General features: G+C 59.6%; 16 protein-coding genes and 9 pseudogenes. 10 read left to right on the forward strand and 15 right to left on the reverse strand.

What is annotated here, in order from left to right; translation table 11 throughout:
* A partial coding sequence (locus tag EN807_RS29705) for a transposase (RefSeq protein WP_135937744.1) occupies positions 1–881 on the reverse strand: 881 nt, incomplete at its 3' end.
* Between the two features lie 471 nt (positions 882–1,352).
* Positions 1,353–1,595 (reverse strand): annotated as a pseudogene (locus EN807_RS29710) (transposase); the annotation flags it as partial.
* Positions 1,596–1,668: 73 nt separating this feature from the next.
* Between EN807_RS29710 and EN807_RS29715 the strand changes: the two are divergent.
* Positions 1,669–1,989: pseudogene (locus EN807_RS29715) on the forward strand (transposase); the annotation flags it as partial.
* Between the two features lie 669 nt (positions 1,990–2,658).
* On the opposite strand, the gene EN807_RS29720 reads toward EN807_RS29715, so the two are convergent.
* Both EN807_RS29720 and EN807_RS29725 read right to left on the reverse strand, forming a co-directional pair.
* Complete coding sequence (locus EN807_RS29720) at positions 2,659–4,107, reverse strand: M20/M25/M40 family metallo-hydrolase (protein ID WP_135937745.1); 1,449 nt, start codon at positions 4,105–4,107, stop codon at positions 2,659–2,661.
* Between the two features lie 859 nt (positions 4,108–4,966).
* A complete protein-coding gene (locus tag EN807_RS29725) occupies positions 4,967–5,278 on the reverse strand; it encodes an asparaginase domain-containing protein (protein ID WP_135937746.1) in 312 nt (103 codons plus the stop codon).
* 611 nt (positions 5,279–5,889) lie between these two features.
* Between EN807_RS29725 and EN807_RS29730 the strand changes: the two are divergent.
* From EN807_RS29730 to EN807_RS36855, 6 genes and pseudogenes are all read left to right on the forward strand, one after another.
* Positions 5,890–6,660, forward strand: a pseudogene (locus EN807_RS29730) (IS110 family transposase); the annotation flags it as partial.
* Between the two features lie 18 nt (positions 6,661–6,678).
* Positions 6,679–7,267 (forward strand): annotated as a pseudogene (locus EN807_RS29735) (IS5/IS1182 family transposase); the annotation flags it as partial.
* Positions 7,264–7,410, forward strand: coding sequence for a transposase (locus tag EN807_RS37700; RefSeq protein WP_348640274.1), 147 nt, complete (start codon positions 7,264–7,266; stop codon positions 7,408–7,410). The pseudogene EN807_RS29735 and the gene EN807_RS37700, both read left to right, overlap by 4 nt.
* 90 nt (positions 7,411–7,500) lie before the next feature.
* On the forward strand, positions 7,501–7,698 hold the full coding sequence (locus EN807_RS37705) for a hypothetical protein (protein WP_348640275.1): 198 nt from the start codon (positions 7,501–7,503) through the stop codon (positions 7,696–7,698).
* Positions 7,699–8,005: 307 nt separating this feature from the next.
* Positions 8,006–8,548: pseudogene (locus EN807_RS29745) on the forward strand (ISAs1 family transposase); the annotation flags it as partial.
* Between the two features lie 4 nt (positions 8,549–8,552).
* Positions 8,553–9,245, forward strand: a pseudogene (locus EN807_RS36855) (ISAs1 family transposase); the annotation flags it as partial.
* A gap of 224 nt (positions 9,246–9,469) precedes the next feature.
* On the opposite strand, the pseudogene EN807_RS29755 reads toward EN807_RS36855, so the two are convergent.
* Positions 9,470–10,443, reverse strand: a pseudogene (locus EN807_RS29755) (IS256 family transposase); the annotation flags it as partial.
* Here EN807_RS29755 and EN807_RS29760 point away from each other — a divergent pair.
* From EN807_RS29760 to EN807_RS36860, 3 genes are all read left to right on the forward strand, one after another.
* Complete coding sequence (locus EN807_RS29760) at positions 10,327–10,893, forward strand: hypothetical protein (RefSeq protein ID WP_246684445.1); 567 nt, start codon at positions 10,327–10,329, stop codon at positions 10,891–10,893. The pseudogene EN807_RS29755 and the gene EN807_RS29760 sit on opposite strands and share 117 nt — an antisense overlap.
* Before the next feature lie 70 nt (positions 10,894–10,963).
* On the forward strand, positions 10,964–11,293 hold the full coding sequence (locus tag EN807_RS29765; protein WP_246684433.1) for a transposase: 330 nt from the start codon (positions 10,964–10,966) through the stop codon (positions 11,291–11,293).
* 420 nt (positions 11,294–11,713) lie between these two features.
* Positions 11,714–11,995, forward strand: coding sequence for a hypothetical protein (locus EN807_RS36860; protein WP_246684434.1), 282 nt, complete (start codon positions 11,714–11,716; stop codon positions 11,993–11,995).
* On the opposite strand, the gene EN807_RS36865 is transcribed toward EN807_RS36860, so the two are convergent.
* The 10 genes and pseudogenes from EN807_RS36865 to EN807_RS29810 form a co-directional block, all read right to left on the reverse strand.
* The gene (locus EN807_RS36865; RefSeq protein ID WP_246684443.1) at positions 11,992–12,036 is read right to left on the reverse strand and encodes a hypothetical protein; all 45 of its coding nucleotides are present in this window, start codon (positions 12,034–12,036) and stop codon (positions 11,992–11,994) included. The genes EN807_RS36860 and EN807_RS36865 overlap by 4 nt on opposite strands.
* A gap of 64 nt (positions 12,037–12,100) precedes the next feature.
* Positions 12,101–12,799, reverse strand: a complete 699-nt coding sequence (locus tag EN807_RS36870; protein ID WP_246684435.1) for a transposase — start codon at positions 12,797–12,799, stop codon at positions 12,101–12,103.
* A 106-nt stretch (positions 12,800–12,905) separates the two neighbouring features.
* Positions 12,906–13,913 carry an ATP-grasp domain-containing protein gene (locus tag EN807_RS29775; protein ID WP_135937750.1) on the reverse strand — a complete coding sequence of 336 codons (1,008 nt, stop codon included), beginning with the start codon at positions 13,911–13,913 and terminating at the stop codon, positions 12,906–12,908.
* Positions 13,914–15,433: 1,520 nt separating this feature from the next.
* Positions 15,434–15,724, reverse strand: coding sequence for an exopolysaccharide production repressor protein (locus EN807_RS29780; RefSeq protein WP_348640278.1), 291 nt, complete (start codon positions 15,722–15,724; stop codon positions 15,434–15,436).
* Between the two features lie 48 nt (positions 15,725–15,772).
* On the reverse strand, positions 15,773–16,090 hold the full coding sequence (fdxB, locus tag EN807_RS29785) for a ferredoxin III, nif-specific (RefSeq protein WP_135937752.1): 318 nt from the start codon (positions 16,088–16,090) through the stop codon (positions 15,773–15,775).
* Positions 16,087–16,290 (reverse strand): CCE_0567 family metalloprotein, encoded by a 204-nt coding sequence (locus tag EN807_RS29790; RefSeq protein WP_135937753.1) that lies wholly within the window; start codon positions 16,288–16,290, stop codon positions 16,087–16,089. Before EN807_RS29790 ends, fdxB begins: the two co-directional genes overlap by 4 nt.
* A pseudogene (locus EN807_RS29795) lies at positions 16,274–16,771 on the reverse strand (DUF269 domain-containing protein). The gene EN807_RS29790 and the pseudogene EN807_RS29795 overlap by 17 nt, the downstream one beginning before the upstream one ends.
* Positions 16,772–17,130: 359 nt before the next feature.
* A complete protein-coding gene (locus EN807_RS29800; RefSeq protein ID WP_135937754.1) occupies positions 17,131–18,285 on the reverse strand; it encodes a TlpA disulfide reductase family protein in 1,155 nt (384 codons plus the stop codon).
* A 977-nt stretch (positions 18,286–19,262) separates the two neighbouring features.
* Positions 19,263–19,859: pseudogene (istB, locus tag EN807_RS36875) on the reverse strand (IS21-like element helper ATPase IstB); the annotation flags it as partial.
* A 549-nt stretch (positions 19,860–20,408) separates the two neighbouring features.
* Entirely contained in the window at positions 20,409–22,460 is a 2,052-nt protein-coding gene (locus EN807_RS29810) for a class I tRNA ligase family protein (RefSeq protein WP_246684436.1), read from the reverse strand.
* Positions 22,461–22,487 lie beyond the last annotated feature (27 nt).

The following is a 22,487-nucleotide window of genomic DNA, read 5'->3' on the forward strand; positions in this document are numbered from 1 at the left end:
GGGACCGGGCTACGGATCGGCTCTGCCTTGGCCGGAATCAACGCATCAATGCCGCGACGCTCGAGCGCCCCGAACACTTTCGCGTAGGCATAGCCGGCATCGGCAGTGACGGTGCTAACAGATAACCCGGTCGACACCATGGCGGCTTCGATCCGTTCGACGATCATCTGTCCCTCGTTGATCTCCCCCGTGGTCACGGCAACATCGAGAACTACCCCGCGCAGATCATCGACGATGGTCTGCTGTTTGTAGGCGGGCTCAAGACGGCGGTTGCGGGCGTTTGTCGCCATGCTCGCATCGGGATCCGTGATGCAGACTTTTTTGAACTTTCCTGTCTTGCGGCTTTTTCTGATCGCTGCCTCCTCATCTGCATTCGCCGCGCTCACCGCCTCAAGGTGGCGCAGCGCCAAGCTATCCCAGCTGACGTCGGCGCGGATTAGCGAAGCATCGACATGAATGACTTCGCCCTTGGCGATTTTGGCGTCGATACAGGCTTGTACAGTGCTCTCAAAGATCCGGTGGAACCGTTCTTCACCCCAGCGCCGGCGGATTCTCGTCAACGAAGAATGATCGGGCAATGCCTCATGGAGGCCGTAGCCGACAAACCACCGGATCGCGATGTTGACCTGCGCCTCCCGCATCAGCCGGCGATCATGCACAATTCCAAGCAGGAAACCCGCGAGGATCAGGCGTACAGCCACCTCGGGATCGATGCCGGGGCGGCCATTGTCGGTGCAGTAGAGGTTCGCCACCTCGTCGCGCAGCCAGGACAGATCCAGCACACGATCGACCCGCGCGAGAATATGATCATCAGGGATAAGCTGTCGCAGCGAGCCAGTCATGAATAGCTCAAGCTGATCGCGCTCCTTCCGTCCCAGCATCGCGAACCCCTCCAGAGAATCAACGATTTCACAATTGAATCAGCAGGAGGAGACTTCTTCAACAGCCCCCCGCGTCCATTTCATGAGGAACGTGCTGGCGCATGCGGCCGAGCCATCACTTTCGGCAGTCACGGTGCTCCAGCGCCTCATGACTGCCGATCCGTCGCGCTTCACGAAGAAGAGCTGCGGATAGTGCACTGGCTGTGGAGGCATGGCGCGTGGAAACGGCGGAGCGGATCATCCGCGACGGCGACTGGATCAATCGCGCGGGTCGGCAGCACCACGCTCGGTAACATTCTCCGGTGAGGCGATAGGGGGCAGTTTTCTCAATTCGCCCGACGCACCGTTCGGACACTGGACATGCTTCGACGACACGCTTGATGTCGAACATGGCCATCAGCAGCTCTCGCTCGTCAACGCCCATTATGACGAGCGCTGCTTCCTACCGTCCACATCTATGACACCATTCGCCGCGGAGCCTTTGCCGAGGTTGGGGACGACGAAGCGCACGTCGAGGCCGCGGATGGTTGCCTCGATGCGGGCGCAGACGCGAAGTTGCGTCTTCCAGGATTTCGCTTCGTATCGGGTCTCGGAATAACCGCGCAGCACCGGCTTCTGCGAGCGCGGATGCGCCAGACAAGCCGGCGCGAATGGCCGCGAATCTCCTTGCCGGTTGGGGGTCTTGCCAGGACGCAGGATCACGGCGACGGACTTCCAGTCGCGGCGAGGTTATGCCGCTCCGCCCAAAAGCGTGACGCTCGAAATGCTAAGAGGTGATCTACTGCGCGCCCGTGGCCAGGCCGAAAAGCTGATCAAGTGCACAAGAGCCAGCTTGCCTCCGACCGCAGCAGCTGCCGCTCACCTTTGCCAACCAGGTGCGCCTCGTCCTGCACACCGCCGCATACTGGCTGATCACCCTGCGCGAGGCGGTGCCCAAAACCAATCATCTCAGCAACGCCGAGTTCGCCACGCTGCGGCTCAAACTCCTCAAGCTCGGCGCCCGCGTCATCGAAAACGTCTCGCGCATCCGCCTGGCCTTCGCGCCGCCTGTCCCGAGGCCAGCCTGTTCCGACAAATCGCTCTCACGCTGCAGCCCGGAGCACCATAAGCGCCGGGGCATCAAGGCCCCGCCGAAACCCAAACCTTGATCGTCCAGCGCGTTCCAAAGTCCAGTTCCAGCTGCGGTGAGAAAGACGCCTCCTACCTGCATGATCGAACGCTCAGCGGCGCTCGAACCAGAAGGCTCATGAATAGGACGGGCTAGTTAGCCGAGTGACGGGCCTCTTCATCCTCATCGCCCGGCGGCGGTATTGCCAGCTCAATGTGACGATCTGCAAGGGGAAACTGTCTCAAATATGAGGGCCGTGGAAGGCCTGCCGGAGTGGCGGGCGCGCCTGTTGTCGGTGTCGATCGTAAGATGCTCCGGCATTGGTCACGCCGCCACTCAATGACGCGATCACGCAGCCGTCAACCTGCTGCGTCATCCCAACGATGGGCTTTTCGGCTCTATTGCCAGGAACGGCTCACGGTTAACAGGAGGCGGCAAGCGAGCCTTGGTTACGCGGCGACGATGGCGATCCCCAGAACCCGAGCTCGCGCCGGAGCCGCGACTTGTCTCCTACACGTTGGTCGATGGCAGACGCTTTCGCATCCTGCGTCATCGAGTTGGCACCAACCGGACATGCAGTTCGACACCATCTCAGGCGTGTAGGTCAGGAACTGGGCGAATTGCCGAACCGTGCCTTTTAAGTGTGCGTGACTTTGCGGCATTCTTTTGCTACGAACGTTCGGCTGCGCAGCGAGATAGCTCGGCGAGCACCCGGATCCACGAACGAATTCCCTTGTGGAAGCTAGACAGATCATATTTTTCGTTCGGGCTGTGGTGCCGGTTATCAGACCGCGCGAAACCAACAGGCAGGGAATCAAGGCCCAGTCGACGCTTAACCACGCCAACAATGGGAATCGACCCGCCACTTCCGATCAGCACAGGTTCACAGTTCCATTCCTGCTTCAGCGCAGCGCGTGCACAGGCAAGATATTCGCTCCTCGACGAGATGAGGGATGCAGGGCTGCCACCGAAACCGGTAAACTTCACTTTGCAGTCGGCAGGTGTTCTGGCACGAATGTGATCACGAAACTTGGATCGAACCTTTTCTGGATCTTGACCGGCGACCAACCTGAAGGATATCTTAGCCAGAGCGCTGGATGGGATGATCGTTTTCAGACCCTCCCCGTAGTACCCCCCTGAAATTCCGTTAATTTCGCAGGACGGACGCGTCCAAATCTGCTCTAGAACGGAATAGGCATTATCTCCGGATGATTGAGAAAGCCCCGCACTTCTCAGGAATGCATCCGCGTCGAAATCAAGTTTCAATATATCTTCTTTGATTTCTTCGTCTAAGCCCTGTATATCGTCGTAGAAACCGTCGACTGCTACTTCACCATTTGCACCTCTTAGGCTGGCGATAAGCTCGGCTAGGACCTGGATCGGATTGCGTGCAGCGTTGCCATACGCACCTGAATGCAAGTCCCGGCTAGCACAGCTTACTTCGATCTCTTCTTCCAAAATGCCGCGAAACATTACAGTGATCGCCGGTACCGTATCTCTCCACAGATAGGTATCGCAAAGCAGCATGACGTCAACGGTCATTTCCTCACCGGCCTCGTCCAAGAATGTCTCCATACTTGGACTACCGCTTTCTTCCTCTCCTTCGAAGAACATGGACACGTTTATTGGTAAATGTCCTGTCACCGCCTTCCATGAGCGGCACGCTTCAATGAAGGTTAGAAGCTGGCCTTTATCGTCCGATGCACCACGGGCAACAATATGGGTTTCGCCGCTGGGCTGCTCCTTGAGGCTCGGCTCGAACGGATCGGAGTTCCACGCCTCAAGAGGCTCTACTGGTTGAACGTCGTAGTGGCCGTAGAACAAGACATGCGGGCCGTTCGCTTCCTTGCTGTGCGCGACCACTATCGGATTTCCTATAGTGGCTCTTACGGACGCAGAGAATCCTATGCCTGACAGCTCATCTGCAATCCAGGAAGCCGCCTGGCGACATTGTGGTGCGTACGATGCGTCGCATGAGATAGAAGGTATTCGTAGGAATTGGAACAGCCTATCAAGGCTATCATTCAGATTGGCGTCCGCGTGTGCCAAGACCTTTACGACAAGTTGCTGGGGTACTCCGTGGCTAACCCCCACGTCAGGTTTTTCCTCCAATAACATATTACATTCCTTTCATTGCCGGGAGCGATGCCCGCCATAGCATGTTGGTTACTTCAAATTGCAATCAGTAGCCGACATCCGCTGCTGATGTAGCGATCTATGAACCTCTCTTGGATCACCAATCTCGATGGTGAGATGGTACGCAGCGGAGTGGCCAATGCCGCTGTGGCTTTGACGTAAAGATGGTCAGACCTCCCAAATGGTATCGCCTCGGGGCTGGAGTGTGACGACTGTCAAATCAGTGGGCGTCAAATACTTCCTGAATTTTCGCTGGATCAGAGGTTTGGGTAAGCGCCAGCATCAGCAGGATGCGAGCTTTTTCTGAATTAAGCGAGTTTGCGGTGACGAAGCCAAGTGCGTCATCATCAAGCTCGTCGTTTCGCGCGACAATGCCGCAATGGCGGGCGAGGAGCGGACAAACACCAATCCCTCTTCACAGCTTCACTAGCTGCAGGCCGGATCACCTCTGGAAGGTTGCCGTTGCCGGTCCCGCCCCAAACGACACCCTTGTAAACCGGACGCCGCCACGACTTCGAGTATATCAGGCGTCACGCCGACGTGGCTGTAGGATTGCAACACGAGCGAAACATTCAGCATTGAGGTGGAACTCGATCTCTATTGTGTGTTTGCGTTTCGACCAACGACAAAAATGCGGCTTTCCATGCCTAACGTAGCCAAGGGGGCCGAAATCCGGCGCCTTGAGCGCGTCCAAATTGAATGTGGACTTGTGACGTCACGCGACGAACCAAATTTCAGCGTTCAGCTCACCAGCACACCCTTTCCCTTCGCCTCGGGGTTGATAGCGATTGGCCACAGCACCGGCCCGTCTGCACCAGGGAATAAGGGCGGCGCATGGCTCTCACCACAATGACCGGCTTTTCGCTTTTGGCGACGAGATTGAGGAAGTATGCTGTTTCTTCCAATGGTCCGTGCCATGCGTAATCACCATACCTTGGACGTGATCTTCCACCAGGGCCGAATTGATGCGGCGTGCCAGTCTCAGCCAATTATCAATAGAGATGTCGGGACTTGACACCTGAGCGATCTGCTCCACCGAGATGTTGGCCATATCCCTGAGCTGCGGCACGGCATCAATCAAGGCGTCGCCAAGCAAGGTCGGATCCTTTGGTGATGTTTGTGCTATGGAGCCCCCCGTGGCAAGAACAAGGATTTTCCGGCGTACGACTCCATTTTATACTCCCTTGGCGAATTGGCGCTGAGCTTCAATATCTAGCTTGTTATGTTCGAGCCTGCAGTCAGGCGGCCGAAATGCGAGAGTAGCGCCTGAGCTTCGATGTTCATGCTTTCCGGCGCAGTCTTGGTGAAGGCGATCTCCTCGGGCGGCATTGAATAGCTGCGCGACTTTGGCGCGTGTCGCTTGTATGTGCTCAAGCCACCCGGTCTTCGGTCCAGCTGCCTGATTAGCTTGCACAGGAGGCCTTCGAACTCTTCTTCATCGTGCGCGACAGGGTTTCTGGAGCCGAGATCGAACTAGATAATCGGACTGGCTACCACGGCCACGCGGCGGACGTTGGACTCATCGAAGCCCTCCATACGAAATTACCATCTGTCTCATCATTCACAGGCGGCTCATTGAGGTCCACAATAAAAATCGATTAATCAGTTTATATATTCCGATAATCGATAACCATGACAAACTGCCTTCCCTTCGGCCGGCGTTCGGAGAAGTGATTGGCGGTGACCTGATGCGATGGACGGCCTCCGTTCCGGCATCGAAGTGCTAAGTGTGGCCGTCGCAAGTCACATCGGGGAGAGCCGTCCATGGAGAAGATTACTAGAATCAGTCTGGATTATTGCCGAGCAGGTTCATGGCCTCGACTCCGGTGGTGGAGTTGTCATTCGCCGGAAGCTACGGCGCGATGATGTCGCCCGATTTTCGAGGCCTTGCCCTCTTGCCTGATTGGCATCGGCATGCGCGGTGGGGCACGGGCCGTGTTCTAATGCGGCTGGGTCATGAGGTCCGACTGATGCCAGCATCGTACGTTACAGCCGTAACAGAAAAATGATGCGACCGATGCCGAGGCGATCTGCGGAGCGGTGACGCGGCCATTGATGCGCTTCGTTCCGGTGAAGATCGAGTAGCAGCAGAGTGTGCTGATGCCGCATCGAGTCCGTGAGCTCCTGATGCGGCAGCGGATCATGCTGGTCAACGCTTTGTGCGGCCATCTGGCCGAGTGGGGTCGTGCGCGTCAGTGCATTGTCGGCGTGGGGATGCTGATCTGGCTCGTTGAAGACCGGGACAGCGAGCCCGCGGCTTGCCCGGGCTGCTCCCTTGGTCGAGCCGCTACGGGTGGCGCACAAGCAGGTTAGTGAGCTGGATCGTCAGCTTCACGCCTGGCATCGCTCGAATGAGCTTAGCGACGTCTGGAGACGATCCCCGGAATTGGTCCGATCACCGCCAGCGCGATCGCCGCACGACGGTGAGAGACGCGTCGCTGTTCAGATCCAGCCGACAATTGGCGGCGTGGGAAGCTCTTGTGCCGCGGCAGAAATTCATCGAGCGGCAAGGACCGCCTCGGCCGGATCAGTAGGTAGGGTGATCCACAGGGCGGCCGACGAAACGCGGAAGCGGACTTCCATGGCCAAAAGCGGTCGAACGATACGCATACCTCGACCACCTATCCGAATGTCTGGCTCCATCGCAAGGGCAAAGGCAAGGAGGCCAAGCTAGGCTTTATGGGGCATGGCCTGATGCAGAACGGCCACGGCCTGCTGGCCGACGCCTGCCTGATACTGGCCGACCGACATACTGAGCGGGCGGCCGCACTGCACATGATCGAACCTCGCGCGGAGCAGCCACTGGCGATCACCGGCTTGGACAAAGCCTACGACGCGCTGGGCTCGATGAGGGTGAGACCGCATGTATCGCAGAACACCAGCGGACGTAGTTCGGCCATCGACGGGCGCACCACCCGGCACGGCGGATATCCGGTCGTCAGCGCATCAGGAAGCGCATCTAAGAGGCATTCGGTTGGATCAAGGCCGTGACCGGCCAGCACAAGACCAGGTTCCGCGGCCACGATCGTCTCGGATGGGCCTTCACCTTCGCTGCCGCCCCGCCAATCTGGTGCGGCTGCCGAAACTCATCGCTGGTGCCCAGATTGAGGGCGGCTGCTCCTGTGAAGATGTGAGAACGTGATCAATGAGATCGCCACAAATGCCAACGTGGCAACCGGTATCACCGCCGCCATCGGCGGCATCCGGCGGTTCAACAAGCCACAGAAACTGGTGAGCTACTTTGGCCTCACGCGTGTCCGCCAATCCGGCCTTGGCATCGCTTAGGCGCCCGGCCCACTCAGAGCCTTCTTCCTGCGCATCCGCAGCAAACGTCGCCATCAGGTCGCGGCGGTCGCCGTTGCCCGCAAGCTCGCTGTGCTGATCTGGCACTTGCTGACCAAGGAGCAGGACTACTTCTGGGTCCGCCCTGCGCTGGTGGCGGCGAAGCAACGGCAACTCGCCCTCATGGCCGGCGCGCCGAACGAGCGCGGTGCGGCCTACGCCTACAATGTCAAGGAGTTGCGCAACCGGGAGAAGGCCGCAGCCGAAAATGCGAGCGTGCCTACGAGCTGATGGTCCGGCACTGGCGATCACGAGGGCCGAAGCGGCGCACGGACGCCACAAAGGAGGAGCGACTATAGGATGCGCGGCGACGCTCTCATCCTCTCGCACCACTCTTCGCCACGTAGTCGTCCGTGCTGGGCGATCATTAGCACAAAGAATGTGCCGTCACGACAATCGCCGACACGGTCTGCTCCAGACTGGCCGTGCTGGACGCCGTCAAGGCATGGCCTCGAAGAGTCAGGGCAACGAACTCGGGTTAACACGCATTGCGGTTGATCTGATTCCATGGGGGCTTCGATGATTCGGAGCCCCTGTCATGACGATTGCCGCCCTCGAAGGATTTGAAAAGCCACACCTTAAGGCGCTGCTGGAGCATTTCGCCGCGATCGAAGACCCGCGCGCCATGGGGGGTGGCGCATCCGCTGCCGGAAGTCGTGCTTCTGGTTGTGTGCGGCACCATCTGCGACTGCGACGACTATGATCTGATTGCCGACTGGGGCGCGACGCGTCTCGACTTTCTGCGCCGCTACTTGCCCTATCATCACGACGTGCCGGGCGCTGGCTGACCATGCTGATGAACCGCATCGATCCCGGCCTGTTCTCGGCGGCCTTCACCGCATGGGTGCCCCAGACATGGCCCGACAAGCCGGACTTCGTCGCCATCGACGGCAAAACGTCACGGCGCAGCCACGATCGCGGCGCCGGCAAGGCCGCACTGCATCTCTCTCGGCCTTCGCCACCACCGCGCGTCTAGTGCTCGGCCAGGAGGCCGTCAGTGACAAGAGCAATGAGACGGCCGCGATTCCGGTGCTTGTCGAGCGCCTGGCGGCAAAATGACGGCCTCAAGGGCACGCTCGTCTTCGATCGACGCCATCGCCACCAATGCCCGTCTCGTGCTCGGCTAGGAGGCCGTCAGTGACAAGAGCAATGAGACGACCGCGATTCCGGTGCTTGTCGAGCGCCTGGCGGCAAATGACGGCATCAAGGGCTCGCTCGTCTGGACCGACGCCATCGCCACCAATGCCGCCATTGCTACCACCATCAGGAATGCCGGCGCCTCCTACCTGCTCGCCGTCAAGGCCAACCAGCCGACGCTCAGAGCCGAAATCGAGCATCCCGCCGATTGCCTCGACAGCTTCGTCGATCTCGACAAGGCCCATGGCTGCATCGATGGAGCGCACCGTCACCGTCTCTCGCGAGACTGGCTGGCTCGAAGGCCAACTCCGCTTTCCCGGCGAACTGCGCCTGCCAGCCGCAACAACCATCGCCGTCAGCTCGCGCACCGGGCTGAAGGACAAAAGCCGCTTCGACACGCGATACTTTATCGCCTCCGCCGAACTGACGGCCGAACGGGCCGCTCATGCCGTGCGCGGCCACTGGCTTGTCGAGAACGCTCTGCACTGGACCCTCGACGTCGTCTTCAACGACGACCAGTCGCGTCTCAGAAAAGGCCACGGCGCTCTCAACATGGCCATCGTGCGCCATTTCGCTCTCAACCTTGTCAGAGCCGTCAGCGACAGGCACTCCTCAAACTCAGACGCGAAAAGGCCGGCTGAGATCCGAACTACCTCGCCGCAACCCTGGGAGAGCTATGCCGTTAACCTGGATTCGGAGCCCTGCTCGAAGCGTCGTGACGTGCCGAACCGTCAGTGCGACGGCCAGCCTTGACCGCGTCTCGACGCGGGAGCCGATGGCGATGCGTCGGCCGGGACGAAGAAACGGGCTCACCGGAACAACAAAGAAACGAATGAGCCAACGTCAGACTTGTCGATGTCATCCTGGTATAGATGATCCGGCGCACGCTCTCGGGGAAGGCGAAGAAGGGCACGACGTGCTCCCAATTGCGTCGCCAGCTCTGCGTGATGGCCGGATAGCGCTGCCCCCAATAACCGGCCTCGAATTCCTCCAGCGCCTTCATGCCGGCCTCGGCGTCACTGGCCCGTAGTGGCCCTGAGCGCCGGCATCACCGCGGTTCTTCCAGGACACGAACGCCAGCGAATGACGGATGAGATGCACGATGCAGGTCTGGACGACGGTTTGTGGGGAGACGACGTTGATCGCCTCGGGAAAGCCCTTCAGGCCGTCGGCCACGGCGATCAGGATGTCGCCAACGCCGCGGTTCTTCAGCTCGTTCATGACGCGCAGCCAGAATTTGGCGCCTTCCATCTGCTCGATCCAGATGCCGAGAACCTTCTTGGTGCCATCGGCCAGAATGCCGAGCGCGACGTAGACGCCCTTGTTGCGGACAAAGCCCTCGTCCCTGATCTTGACCCGGATGGCGTCGAAGATGACGAGCGCATAGCAGGCCTCCAGCGGCCGGTTCTGCCATTCGCCAACTTCCTCCAGGACGGCGTCGGTCACCGCCGAGATCAGGTCCGGCGACATGTCGATGCCGTAGAGCTCTTCGAGATGCCCGCGGATCTCGCGCACACTCATGCCCCGCGCGTACATGGAGATGATCTTCTCGTCGAAATCAGGAAAGAGCGGCTGATATCTGGCGATCAGCTTCGGGTCGAAGGTGCCAGCCCGGTCGCGCGGGATCGTCAGTTTCATCTTCGACGTTCCGGTCAGGACCGACTTCTTCGACACGCCGTTGCGCCGGTTGGTAGGGCCGCCGGCCTCACGCTCAGCGTCCAGATGCTCATCCAACTCGGCGTTCAGAATGCGCTCCGAAAGCGCCTTCTTCAATTCGTCGAGCAAACCCTCCTTGGCAAAGACTTCGTCCCGCGCGCGCCCAGCAAGCAATTGGTCCAAAGGTTCTTTCTCAATGGCCATGTGATGATTCTCCTTTCCATCATCATGGCCTCAGACACGAAATTCCTGACAGTCCAGGAAGGCTTTGAAGGGCTGCTGCGCGACAAGACGCGGCCCTCGCGCATTCCGCCGCTCGTCCCGGATGTCGCCGAACGCGTGGTGGCGCTCACGCTCGAAAACCCACCCGCCGATACGACGCACTGGACGGCCGACATGATGGCGAAGGTAGCCGACATCAGCCAGCGCCGTCCGGCGCATCTGGAATGCGCACGGGCTTCAGCCCCACCGCTGGCGGCAGTTCAAGCTCTCCAACGATCCGAAAGTTCGTCGATAAACTGCGCGATGTCGTCGGGCTTTACGTTGATCCGCCGGCCCACGCCATCGTACTGTCGGTTGATGAAAAATCGCAGATCTAGGCGCTGGACCGGACCCAGCCTGGCCTGCCCATGAAGCGGGGACGGCTGGGCACCATGACGACTACAAGCGGCACGGCACCACCACGCTCTTTGCCGCGCTCAACGTGCTCGACGGCTCCATCATCGGCCGCAACATTGCAGCGGCACCTCCACCAGGAGTTCATTCGCTTCCTCATGCCATCAACGCCGAAGTGCCGGACTGCAAGGCCGTCCACGTCATTCTCGACAACTACGGTGCTCACAAGTCCCCCCGAAAGTGCGCGCCTTGGCTCGACCGGCATCAGCGCTTCACCTTCCACTTCACACCGACCTCGTGTTCGTGGCTCAACGCGGTGGAAGGCTTCTTCGCCAGACTCGCCAAACGCCGCCTCAAGCGCGGCGTCTTCCATTCGGTCGTTGATCTCCAGGCTGCCATCAACCGCTTCCTCGCCTAGCGCAGCGATCACCCCAAACCCTTCACCTGGACCGCCGATCCGGACAAAATCATCGCTGCCGTCAAACGCGGGCACCAAGCGTTAGATTCCTTCCACTCTCAATTGCTGACAACGGCCTTTGGCGTAGAAACTTGCCCGCCGACCCGATCGGCGGTCGAGGCACTTGTACGCGTGCAAGAGGCGGGACTTGAACGTCGGTCAACAATCTCTCATCCGCGGGTGGGGGCCGCATGACCTTGTTTCGTTTGGGGCTGCCTCTGTCTAGGTGGCGAGCATCGCGGCTCATAGTGGAGTCGAGGGCTCCCCGGCATTGTCTCGCCTCTAGCACCGCATATCGCGCCGAGGCTGATAATGGGTTTGCGGTCTCCTGTGCTGGCTGTCTTTCATCCCGGTGACGCCGCCTTTGGCGCGGATTGAACCGTGCAGGCGATCGACCAGATGAAGCCTACCATCTCGCGTGCGATGGCGACGTTGACGACGTTGGCGTTCTTGCCGCGCGCGCTCAAACGGCGGTATCGGGTGCAAAGCCGAACCTGCGCCTTCCACCCGATATCGCGAACGACTTTTGGCAGCACCTCGATCCGGTCGACCTTGTGCCGGCCGATGCGCGGCCTTATCCTGTATGCCCAGGCGCCCTCGACCAGCGCGCGCCGGGCATGGGTGTTGCCGGTCTTGGTAATGCCGCCGCGCCAGACGGTCTAGCCACTCGATTGCTCGCCAGGGACCAGGCCGCAAAAGGCCATGAGCTGGCGTGGATTGGAGAAGCGTTGAAGTCGCCGACCTCCGCGACCAGCACCACGGCATTGATCAGCGCGATGCCGCGCATTGCCTGCAAGGCGTCAACCCACCGGGCGCTCGTTCCATTCCGGGAGCAGGCTGAGTATCTGTTCCTCGACCTGCTGCAGGCGCCGTAGCATCCATGACGGCATCGACGTAATCCTGAAATGCGATCTGCTGAGCGGGATGTTCGAAGGCCAATGTCGAAAGCCATCGCCGGTAAGCCATTCGCCAGGCCGTCCCACGCTCGTGCTTATGCCCGTGACGCAGCAGAAATCCCGGAAGATGTCGACGCGCTCGCGTCACCACCTGGCGCACGACGCTGCGCAGCCGGATCAGGTCGCGCATGGCTTTGTGATCGGTATCGGGCACCCAGACGGGAGTCAACTCTCCGGCCCTAGTGAGGCGGGCGAGCATGGTGGCGTCGCGACGGTTCGTCTTCACCCGATCGCCAGGCTTCCTCGGAATCAGCGATGGCGCCACCACGTCGCAGCGATGGCCCAGGCTTGTGAGTTGGCGATAAACGCCATAACCGCACGGGCCGGCCTCATAGCAAAACGCCAGCGGCCTGCGGGAACGCCCCGGACGGTCGCATAGCTTTTTGGTGGCATCAGGGTCATTGGCAATCTCGCCGAAATATTCCACCGACTCGCCGCGTCCGCTCTCTGCCACCGCGATCGAAATCCGCTCCTTGTGAATATCCAAACCGACAAATCTGATATGCTCCATAGGGCCCGTCTCCTATGCATGAGGCTCTGCGCCGGCCAGCCGGCTTAACCCTCGTACCGTTGCATATCGGATGACGGGCCACCCTCAGGCCCACCAATCATAGGGACTAGGAGATGCCGATTCCGAAGTACCGGGTGTGGGCGACATCGAGGATGCGATTGATCCAGCTCGAGTAGCTGTGTCCGGCAGTCTTCGCGGCTAAGGCGGAAGCGCCGCGCATACCAAGCCCCGGCATGGAGTTGATCTCCAGGACAAAGGGCTGGCCGGAGCGATCGATCCGAAGGTCGACGCGGGCATAGTCCCGGCACTGGCAGGCACGGAAGGTCGCAACCGAAATATCCTGGATCTTCCTCGCAAGCCTACTCCCGATTTGCGCCGGACAAATCTTCGGCACCGCCGCGACCGCCGTGTACTTCACTTCCCAAGTCAGAAGACGCGTTTGGCGGCCGCTGAAATCATACTCCACCGGAGGCAACACCTCGAATTCTCCGTTTCCCAGCAGCGCGACATTGATTTCTCGCCCCTCGATGTATTCTTCCACGAGTGCATCCTGCGCAAACTGCGTGACGATCATTTCCACTGCCTCTCTCAGTTGAACGGGCTCATGTACCAGCTGCAACCCGAGGCTGCAATCCTCGTGACGCGGCTTCACCACCACTGGGAATCGCATGTCGCCGGAACTCTCTGTGCCGCGCCGCATCACGCGGAAGTTCGGCGTCGGCAGGCCCTGATCGCGGATGACCCTTTTTGTAGTGACTTTGTCGTTCGTCAGCCCATGTCCCAGTGGGCTCGATCCGGTGTATGGAACACCGGCCATCTCGAGCATGGCCGCAACGTGGGTGAAACGGAACTCGCCCTGAATTCCCTCTCCCAAGTTGAAGACCATGCCCGAAGGGCGAGCTTGCGGATCGGGTGGCATGAACTTCTCGAGCGCAGCAAGCAATCCTTTATCGCCTTCGCACAGCAGCGTCTCATGGCCGCCTTCTTGCAGTGCCACCACTACGCTTTCGACTGTCTCGGCGTAATAAGGCCAAGGCTGCGGAGGCTCCGGGGGCAGACCGAACCGGTTAATCACGCCCGTTAAATCACCGTTCCACACGACCGCTACCCGCATGAGCTACTCCTTTAATGTTTGCCTGCTGTCACGTTCATTCGCGGATTTGGTCCCTTCTCGGGAACAGCTCGTCAGGACCCCGCGCGCTTACACAGAGTCCCATGCAATCGGCGTGCCACCGAAGTGGTTGTGCGAACAGAGGGAGAAAAGCCGGTGTGTTTCGCCTTGCGCTGGCGGAATACTTGCGCCCTCAGTGTATCGAGTCGCACATAGACGTCCTTCAATTGAACACAGCTGAACATGAGAGCGCGGAACCTCGAATGACGACAGCCGCCTCTGTGCCGTGAGTTCTCGACCTCCTCCATGCCATGAGGGTCAGTCTGTGACCCGCGCCGGCGTTGATGCAGTGCGAGCCAGTGCAGCCCGGCCGCGGTGTATTTCGGCATAGCACTACAGGTTATTCGACGGCTTCCGACATCGCGGTCACGCCTTCCATCGTACCATCCTTCGCTGTGGTCGCGTCGTGAACGCCTTTGATCAGCCTGGCGAAGACGATCCCGAACTTCCTTCCCGGCTACAATCCCCATAGCGCCAGGCCGTACCGCGGCTTCGTTCAATCCAGCTTGCATTGAGGTCCGACAACCAGCCGGCCCGCTCCGTCGAGCATGCTGACCTCACAGAAGCCTCCAGATTCGCTTGAATCGAGCTCGTGATTCATTGCGATTGAAAGGAAACCGCGATCGGCAAGTCTACCAATTGACTTGCGCAGGCGGGTTGCTGCGTATGTCGATGAGGGACATGGTCACGGCGCAGTTTCTCTCGAAAAGCCACCGCGCAGCAGTCCTGCCCCGTGAGCCTGAAATAGGTGCTTGGCCAAATCCAACCCGACCGTCGTGACGTTTTCCATTAAATCCTCGACAAAAGCGAGCATCTCTCACGAGATTGAACGCGGTGACGGAGGGCGTCCATGCTCACACGACATTACTTCCTATCCCTTATCAAGATGGAGATCCGTGTCCGAGTCATTCGGGGCTATTTCATGATGTCCCGCGCTTAATCAAAGGCGACTAAGAGCCTTCCTCGCCACAAACAGGAATGTAAGCGCCGGCAATGCCGACGCTACTAGTTTCCACTGTGGCACCGGAACACAGATAGCGTGCCCGCCAACAGGACCTTTGCAAGGCATGGCAGCGCCGTTGACGGCGCGCCGTCCTCGTCATCGACAACGGGCGACGAGCTCGCCGGCGATGAAGCCCGTTGAGCAACTGCTGGCAAACGTATAAACCCCGGCGTCCACACCAGAATACGTCTACTCGCACGTTGCCGCGCGCGGCCCGTTGCAGGCACTCATATTCGCGGATGTTAGCGAAATGCCGTCCACCGTTCGACCACTTGGCAGCTTGCTGTGTCAATGTGAAAATAGGTCGCCAGGAGCTGAAGAGCTTGTTCATACCGTTCACCGCCGGGAGAATACCGGACTGGGCTGAAGTAAACGCGGCTATGCGAACGCGGCGATTCGACAATCAGATTTCCTACCGCAGCGGGTGCTGAACTGGGGGGTATCGGTCCTTCGGCGAACACTACACGAACGGCCATCCGAGCATTTCAGCAAATGAGAAGGGGCTTTTTATGAAGATCTGTTGGCTGCTATCCAACTTCCGTGCCCTACCGAAATGGTCCGCCCTTTCACCTGCTCGACAAGCACAGCTGGACCGCCAGATCAAAAAGAGCACGCTGCCGAAATAGACCACCTGAAGCAGCAGCGAGCAGGCCAGCGTCGCGACGACTGCTAGATGGATCGAATGCGAAGCTAAGTAAACAATCATCGCGTTGCCGCAAAGGACCAGACCTAAGAGCCGACAAAAGATCATGAAGGGCAACTCCGTTCTCCTGGTTTTGTGCCGTCAAAGTCATGCTGCTCATGCTCGGATCTGGTCGGCCGCGACATGGGTCTGGCAGTTCTTAGGGCAGACGCGCCCGCAGGCTCCGCAACCAATGCATCGGCCTGCATAGTCGACGACCATGATCATGCGATTGAGCTCACTATCGAACTCGTCGTCACCGCCGTCGCATGCGCAGAGGATTTCACCCGCGTCGTCGACTCCGTAAAGATGCATGACCTCGCGCGAGCAGACCTTGAAACAGCGGCCGCAGCCGATACAGAGCTTGCCATCAATGGCGGTCAGATAGTCCGGCACCCATACGGAGCCGTCGCGGCTGATGAATGTGCTCTTCATCCTAATTTCTTCATTGTAGCGAGCTCTCTCCTGGCGCCATCCAACTCGGCATAAACGGCGTGCGTTTTCTCGGCGACCTCCTCTATCTCAGTCCATTTGACCGGGAGACTCTCAGCAAGGTCGCGCAAGTTCGTTTTAGCAATTGCCGCGCGCAGCTGAAGCTTTCGGACTTTCTTCACCATCTCATCCAGGTTCGACATGATCCTCCCTCAAAATCGGTTTCTTCCACGCCCGCGCCAGGTCGGCTGTAGCAGCAGTCGCATCGTCGACCAGTTTCGTACCGGCATCCGCGAGTTTCCGGTTAGTCTCGGAGCCGAACTGGTGGACGTCTCGACAAACGACCAACTGCCGACCGTAAAAAGCACGCGCCCGTTGCTCCATTGGTTCATCTCTGGTGTTGGCGATGCCATCACGCCGGGCCGCTCCTCGATCGGAACCCCACTGCGGCGTAAAAGGAGTCGAGCCTCCACAGCACGTCCGGATCCGGATCGCCAAGGATCGGGTCTTCCGGCGGAGTTCCTTCGTGATGATGAAGTAGGCGAGCAGCTCGGTGTCCGATTTCCCCCGGCACGAGTCATGGAAGTCCTGAGCCCCGGCCTGCGGCAAGAGATGTTTGCCAAACGGACGGGCAAGGGCCTCGCCGTCCTTGTTGACGGCAGGGCCAGACGCGGTGTGAGACATTTCGCTTTCCTCAATTTCAGTGCTCGTCATCGAAAGACGATTTGTGCTTTCGGGTACGCGTACTTCGGGTCCGCTTGCGCAGCCGACGTCCGGCTTGGCCGGGCCGTTTCCACGTAAATGCCGTCCTTTTGGCCGACCATGAGCAAGTCCTGGACTGTGACGTCTTCCACGACGGGCCAAATTCGCGTCGAACATCGCGCCCGCGGCGATCCGGTTGACGGTCACTAAGACCCGAGCCTTGACCTGCAGCGATCGATCCACCCTGTGCTGCATGGACACACTTACAGCGGGCACGCCGCAGAACTGGTGAATTGACCAGGGTTCCATTCCACATGTGATGCCTTTGCGATCTTTGCTCATCAGGCGATTGTGCTTTGATTTTCAGGAGCCTTGTTTTGCGGAACCACGCAAAGCTGCGCGTAGCAGGCCTTCTCACCCGTGTAGTTGGCCAGGGCTTGGAGCAATGGGGTAAGGTAATACTGTTTGATGTGGTCCGGCATCGTCTCCGGATCACCCAGAGATTTCAGTGCCACCTCGATCAACTCGATCGCGCGATCTTTGTTGCCGCTCTCGTAATAATATTGAGCGACCGGGACGTACCAACGGAATTTAAGGGGTCCGTCGCCTTGCGGAGGATTTAGTGTCAGGATCTGTTGCGAGAGCTTGTCGCCCATTGCAATGCGCTCAGCACGGGGTAGATGGGAGTTGTCCTTCGCGGGATCGAAGAGTTGGTTCAGGGCCATGACCATCCAAGACACGGCCTCGAACTTTTTGTCGATCGCGTCCTCGACTAACTGTCGCATAGCTGGCAAGCCGGTCTGCATGTCGCGCAGCTTGTGAAGCAGTAGGTCCACATGAGTTTCCCGGAACCCGATATAATCGGGCATCAATGCGAGGCCTTCGTCCATGGCCGAGAGTGCTGCCGTCCAATCCTCGGCCTGCATCGCCGGCTGAAGTTTGGCGTATATCGGCTTGGTCACCGATAGTTCGCGCGCTGTGCGTTGGTTACTAGCGATCCGGCCAATATCGGCGGCTTTGGCTTCATCGCTGCTGCGCCAGCTGCCGTTGAGAACATTCGGTAAAATGTCATCGAGTTCCGACGGGTGTCCGATGAAAGCGATGTGGCCGTCGCGATCGACCACGAACGAGGTGGGAATCCCGAGAGAAGAACTGGCTTCCATCCATAGTCTGTTCATTTCGCCTGTGTAATCGAACGCGATCCGATAATTCAGATTCGGGAACCTCTCGGTCAGCCACGCATCCAACTTGGTCCGCGCCTCGTCCGCCGTTGGAGCCTGTTCGCTAGCTGCGACTCCAACGACCTCAAACCCGCGGTCGTTATATTTCTCTTTCAGTTCCACCAAATGCGGCATGGCAGCCACACAGGGTCCGCACCAAGTCGCCCAGAATTCAACAAGGTACACCTTGCCGGGCTGAAAGTTGGCTAGGGGCTCGCCACGCAGCCAGTCGTCCACTTTGATCGGAGGAGCCGGGGACTCCATACGCAACACCATGTTGTTCTCCAAAGCTCCATTCCCCACGCCTTTTCTGGCGTTTATGCGCGAGTTGGCTTTTCTCTAAGAGACGGAATACACCGGTTAGGAAGACCATCGTTCGTCTTGCCCGTTCGAAATGCGGTCAGCCCTCACCATTATTGCCGCATCTCAACCAGCAAAGGCCATGCCAGCGCGCTTAGCGCGCCGCAAGTATATGATCGGGCTTGGAAAAAGGTCCAAGGGCCCGGTTGTCTTGAACCCGACATGTTTTCTGCCGCTGTCGAGTTCTGGACACGCATCGCTCATGCGTCAGTCGCCTCGGACAGCGAAGAGCTTGGCCATCTTGCGCACGGTGAGATTGGCACCGGCTCGTAAAGCAGGAGCACTTCGGCGCCCCTCGAAAGTGCGCGGACGACTGGTTCCCGCGTGCACCGAATGCCCCCCCCGCCATGGCTGATCTTTTCTCCTAGACCCGAGTTGATAAGCCCAGCGCGTCGGGTGCGAGCCGGATACTGCGTATGCTGTTTCGCTGAACGCAGAACCAGCATTCGCGATCTGATTTTTCGCCACAGACCTTAGCTTACGAAGCAATGCAGGTTCCACCACTGCGGTGCTCGGCTTAGCATCTGCTCCGCTCGTGGGCGAAGCGGATGCCGCCGTCGCCATGAGGGGTAAGCCCGACGATGATGATGCGGCCCAGCCTGCTTTTCCCTGCTATTGCCGTCGAGGAGTCCCTTGGATCTCGCCCGGCCCATGCGTATCAAGCGACATCCGGAAGTGACCCCTCGGTAAAACCGCCCCCCTTTGGTTGATGGAGTGTGGCTCGGTGCCGGAGTCCACAGGAGGGACCCGCGCGTAGCGGAGCGCCTCCACGCGGCTGGCGGAGCGGAGCGCGGGAGGTACCTGTGGGCCCACAGGTGCCGGCACGCCGGGGCGCAAATCTGTCGGCTATCGTGCGTTATGAGCTTCTCCAGGTTGAGGTTGGCTGAGTTGAAAATACCGGCACAGCGCTTCTCGCGCAGGCGGTAGCTGTCGCCGCGGATGGTGATGACATGGCTGTGATGGAGCAACCGGTCGAGGCTGGGGCCACGACCGGATCGCCGAACATCTCGCCCCATTCGCCGACGGACCGGTTCGAGGTGATGAGCAGACTGCCGCGCTCGTAACGTCTGGAGACGAGCTGGAAGAAACAGGTGCGCCGCGTTGGGGTCGAACGGCAAATACCCGAGTTCGTCGACGATCAGCAGCTTGGGCTTTGCATAGAACGCCAAGCGCTCTTCGAAGCGGCCCTCCTGATGAGCCTTGCCGAGGGCGGCGACCAAGGCCGGGGCGGCGACGAACAGCACCGAGTATCCTTCGCGGATGGCTTCGCGGCCGAGCGCAATGGCCAGAGGCGTCTTGCCCACACCGGGTGGACCGAGCAGCAGCAGCGTGTCGCCGTGCGCGATCCAGCGACAGACCGCCAGATCACGAATCTGCCCGGGATCGAGCGAGGGCTGGGCTGAGAAGTCGAAGCCGCTAAGATCGCGCACGGTGGGAAAATGGGCGATCTTGCTGGCCATCTCGATCCGGCGCTCCTCCTTGCGGGCGAGCGATCAACTGCTTTCCTCATGCCAAAGGCGGGTGCTTTGTGGAGAGCTTTGCTCCGTCTGCGGACGTGATCTCGCCGAACCTAGCGGCTCGCACTGCGGAGGGTCTGCGTCTCCATCCAACGCGATTGTCTCAGCTGCCGCCTGGGCGTCCGGCCAGTCCGCTGAATGAGCTTGTCCGGTATGAGGACTCACAGATCCTCTGGTTAAAGATCAGCTGAGCAAAGCAAGCAATTCTCGCCCGGGCATAAGTATCCATTATTCCTTCGCGCGCGCAAGCGCTCGCATCATCGCTCACGGAGCTTACTTTCCGCTCCTTGAACCGGTTGCGGGTATTAGACAGATGGAGGCCGGCCACGACATAAGGATCAGGCGAAAGCGGAACGCACCATGGATTTTCCGACGTTTCCAAGACCGCGCTTGCCCTAGTCATTGGCCAGAGCGGGCGTGAACCTTGCCGCCTGGGTCAAAGCTGTCCAGAAGCGCGGCCGCCGCCGCGTATGGTGGTTTGCTAGCCTCGTAGACATAGCTCACAACCCGGATGCCAGGTGTTCATATCGTTTCCTGATGCTTGAGAATAGAATTGTCGGATTTGGCGTAGAACCCTAGCACGGGTCCGAGATCAAAGATCGCCCCCGGCGCAAGGCGCCGGACGGACGTGGGCCATGTTTCGGTTGAGACGCCATCGATGCCTCGCGCCAGCGTGCTGGCAAATCGGGGCGTCAGCGGTGCGAGTGTCTGCGCCAGGATCGCAGCGGCCGTAGCCTGAAGCGCGAGCGAAGTCCGGGTGCTGGCGGGATAGAGACGTCGCGCCGCTGCATAGTCTTGCGCCTGACGGTAGATCACGCAATCGCGCACGAAATCGCATGCCTGTGCGGCCGCGCGCCGGACCGAGAAGCCATCGTCCGAATAGGCGCGTTCGATCGCCGCGCGATGGATCTCTATCCGAGTAAAAAAATCGCGGTCGGCCGGAGCCCAGTCGCCTGCGTCGGGCACACGGCCATCAAAGTCTTGCTTGATTTCCTGGTCCAGCTCATCAAGCCAATTCAGCCATATCCGTTGGAATATCTCTTTCTCGGTGCGACGTAGCGCGTCCAGCGTGAAGTTCGTCCGCTCACCTTCCGGGCGTGTCAGGCCCAAATGAAGACGCACGATGTCGACTGTCTTCGGGCCAAGAATCTCCTTGCCCCAGACCGCATGGCCGCGGCTGGTCGAGAATTTCTGGCCATCCAGCAGGTAGAACTCGTTCACATGATAGCGGATGCGCGGCGTCCAATGAGAGAACACCTCGGCATAAATCGCGGGGTAGAGTAGCGCGTGATAGAAGGAATTGTCGAAGCCGAAGAAATGGACAATCTGCCAGTCATTGCTGGGCATCGCCGCATTCCAGTCGCGACCAAGCAAGCGAGCTAGCGCCTGGATGTTGTAAAGAAAACCGAAGGCCATCTCCGGCCAAACCCAGATCACTTGCCCCGGGAGCCCTTCGGCCGGCAGGCCCCATTCCGAGGGGTGGGTAACGGGCACGGAAAAGTCGCCGCGTTGGCGTAGACGCGCGAACAGGTCCATGATCCGAACGGGGGCTCCCGACGCCTTTAAATGCCGGTCGATATTGTCGTAGCATCGTTCCAGCGCAAGTTCGGCACGGAGCACGGAGCCGACCACCGGCGCCTCGGCCGAATGACGTGACCGGGCTGCGCGCAAATCGTGGCATAGGTTCGGCGAGCCGCATTCCTCACAGATGTTGCCGCTAGTGGAGCCGCCGCAATCGGGGCAGAGGCCGCTTACATCCGGTTCGTAAAGGTAATCGCCTGTCACTGCATCGAAAAGCGCAGGGCTCTGGCGCAGATCTACCGCCGTGCTGCTCAGAAGACTACGGAAACACGCGGCCTGAAACTCTGCATAAGCGTCATCGCCCAACGTGGGTAGGAAGCTGTGGACCTCGCAGTCAAGAAGTGCAAGCGTGGTGCGAATCTCGTTCGCATAGTGGCGCGCTACCTTTGCAGGTGTCGATTCATCGGCATCGGCACGCGTGGCGACGTAGCTCTGGTAATCGTCGCTTCCAGTCAGGTGATAGGCTTCGACCCCTTTCATGCGCAGGAAACGCGTGTAGACATCGGCGCCTAAATAAGGGCCAGAAAGATGCCCTAGATGCAGATCGCCATTAGGCGTCGGCGGCGTGGAGAAGACGAAGATCGGCCGGCGGGGAGCCGCGACCTTTGCAGCGGCATCGAGGGCAGCCTTGCCGTCACGCCAGCAGACATCGAGGAAATTTAGGTCTTCGTCCCCATCGTTGCGCAGCACATGCGCTTCAAAAGGGTGGAACAGAACGACATCGCCGGCCTCGACCGGGATTTCTCCAAGGTCGGTCCTGACCTTGCCCGCGCCAGACAGGACCACGAAGGCCTCGATTTCGTCGTGGCGATGGGGCTCGGATGTGACGCCCGGTCCAACCTTTCCGAATGAAAACCCCGTGCCAGCGCTTCCCGTTCCAAGCGTGGCCATGTCGATACCGAACGCCCGCGACAGCTCCGTTCGAGAAAACGTGGATTTGCGCATGACGAACCTCAACTGTTGAAGCAGTGGTTTCTTCGGCTGCCAACGCAACAGCCTCTGCTGCAAGTTGCGAAGAGA

The organism is Mesorhizobium sp. M5C.F.Ca.ET.164.01.1.1 (genome assembly GCF_004792125.1).
Taxonomy (GTDB): Bacteria; Pseudomonadota; Alphaproteobacteria; order Rhizobiales; family Rhizobiaceae; genus Mesorhizobium; species Mesorhizobium wenxiniae.

Coding starts and splice junctions, on each gene's coding strand:
- EN807_RS29720 (WP_135937745.1), bottom strand. CDS start 4,107: ATGTTATTGGAGGAAAAACCTGACGTGGGGGTTAGCCACGGAGTACCC.
- EN807_RS29760 (WP_246684445.1), top strand. CDS start 10,327: ATGCTCATCCAACTCGGCGTTCAGAATGCGCTCCGAAAGCGCCTTCTT.
- EN807_RS36870 (WP_246684435.1), bottom strand. CDS start 12,799: ATGGAGCATATCAGATTTGTCGGTTTGGATATTCACAAGGAGCGGATT.
- EN807_RS29775 (WP_135937750.1), bottom strand. CDS start 13,913: ATGCGGGTAGCGGTCGTGTGGAACGGTGATTTAACGGGCGTGATTAAC.
- EN807_RS29780 (WP_348640278.1), bottom strand. CDS start 15,724: ATGATCTTTTGTCGGCTCTTAGGTCTGGTCCTTTGCGGCAACGCGATG.
- fdxB (WP_135937752.1), bottom strand. CDS start 16,090: ATGAAGAGCACATTCATCAGCCGCGACGGCTCCGTATGGGTGCCGGAC.
- EN807_RS29790 (WP_135937753.1), bottom strand. CDS start 16,290: ATGTCGAACCTGGATGAGATGGTGAAGAAAGTCCGAAAGCTTCAGCTG.
- EN807_RS29800 (WP_135937754.1), bottom strand. CDS start 18,285: ATGGTGTTGCGTATGGAGTCCCCGGCTCCTCCGATCAAAGTGGACGAC.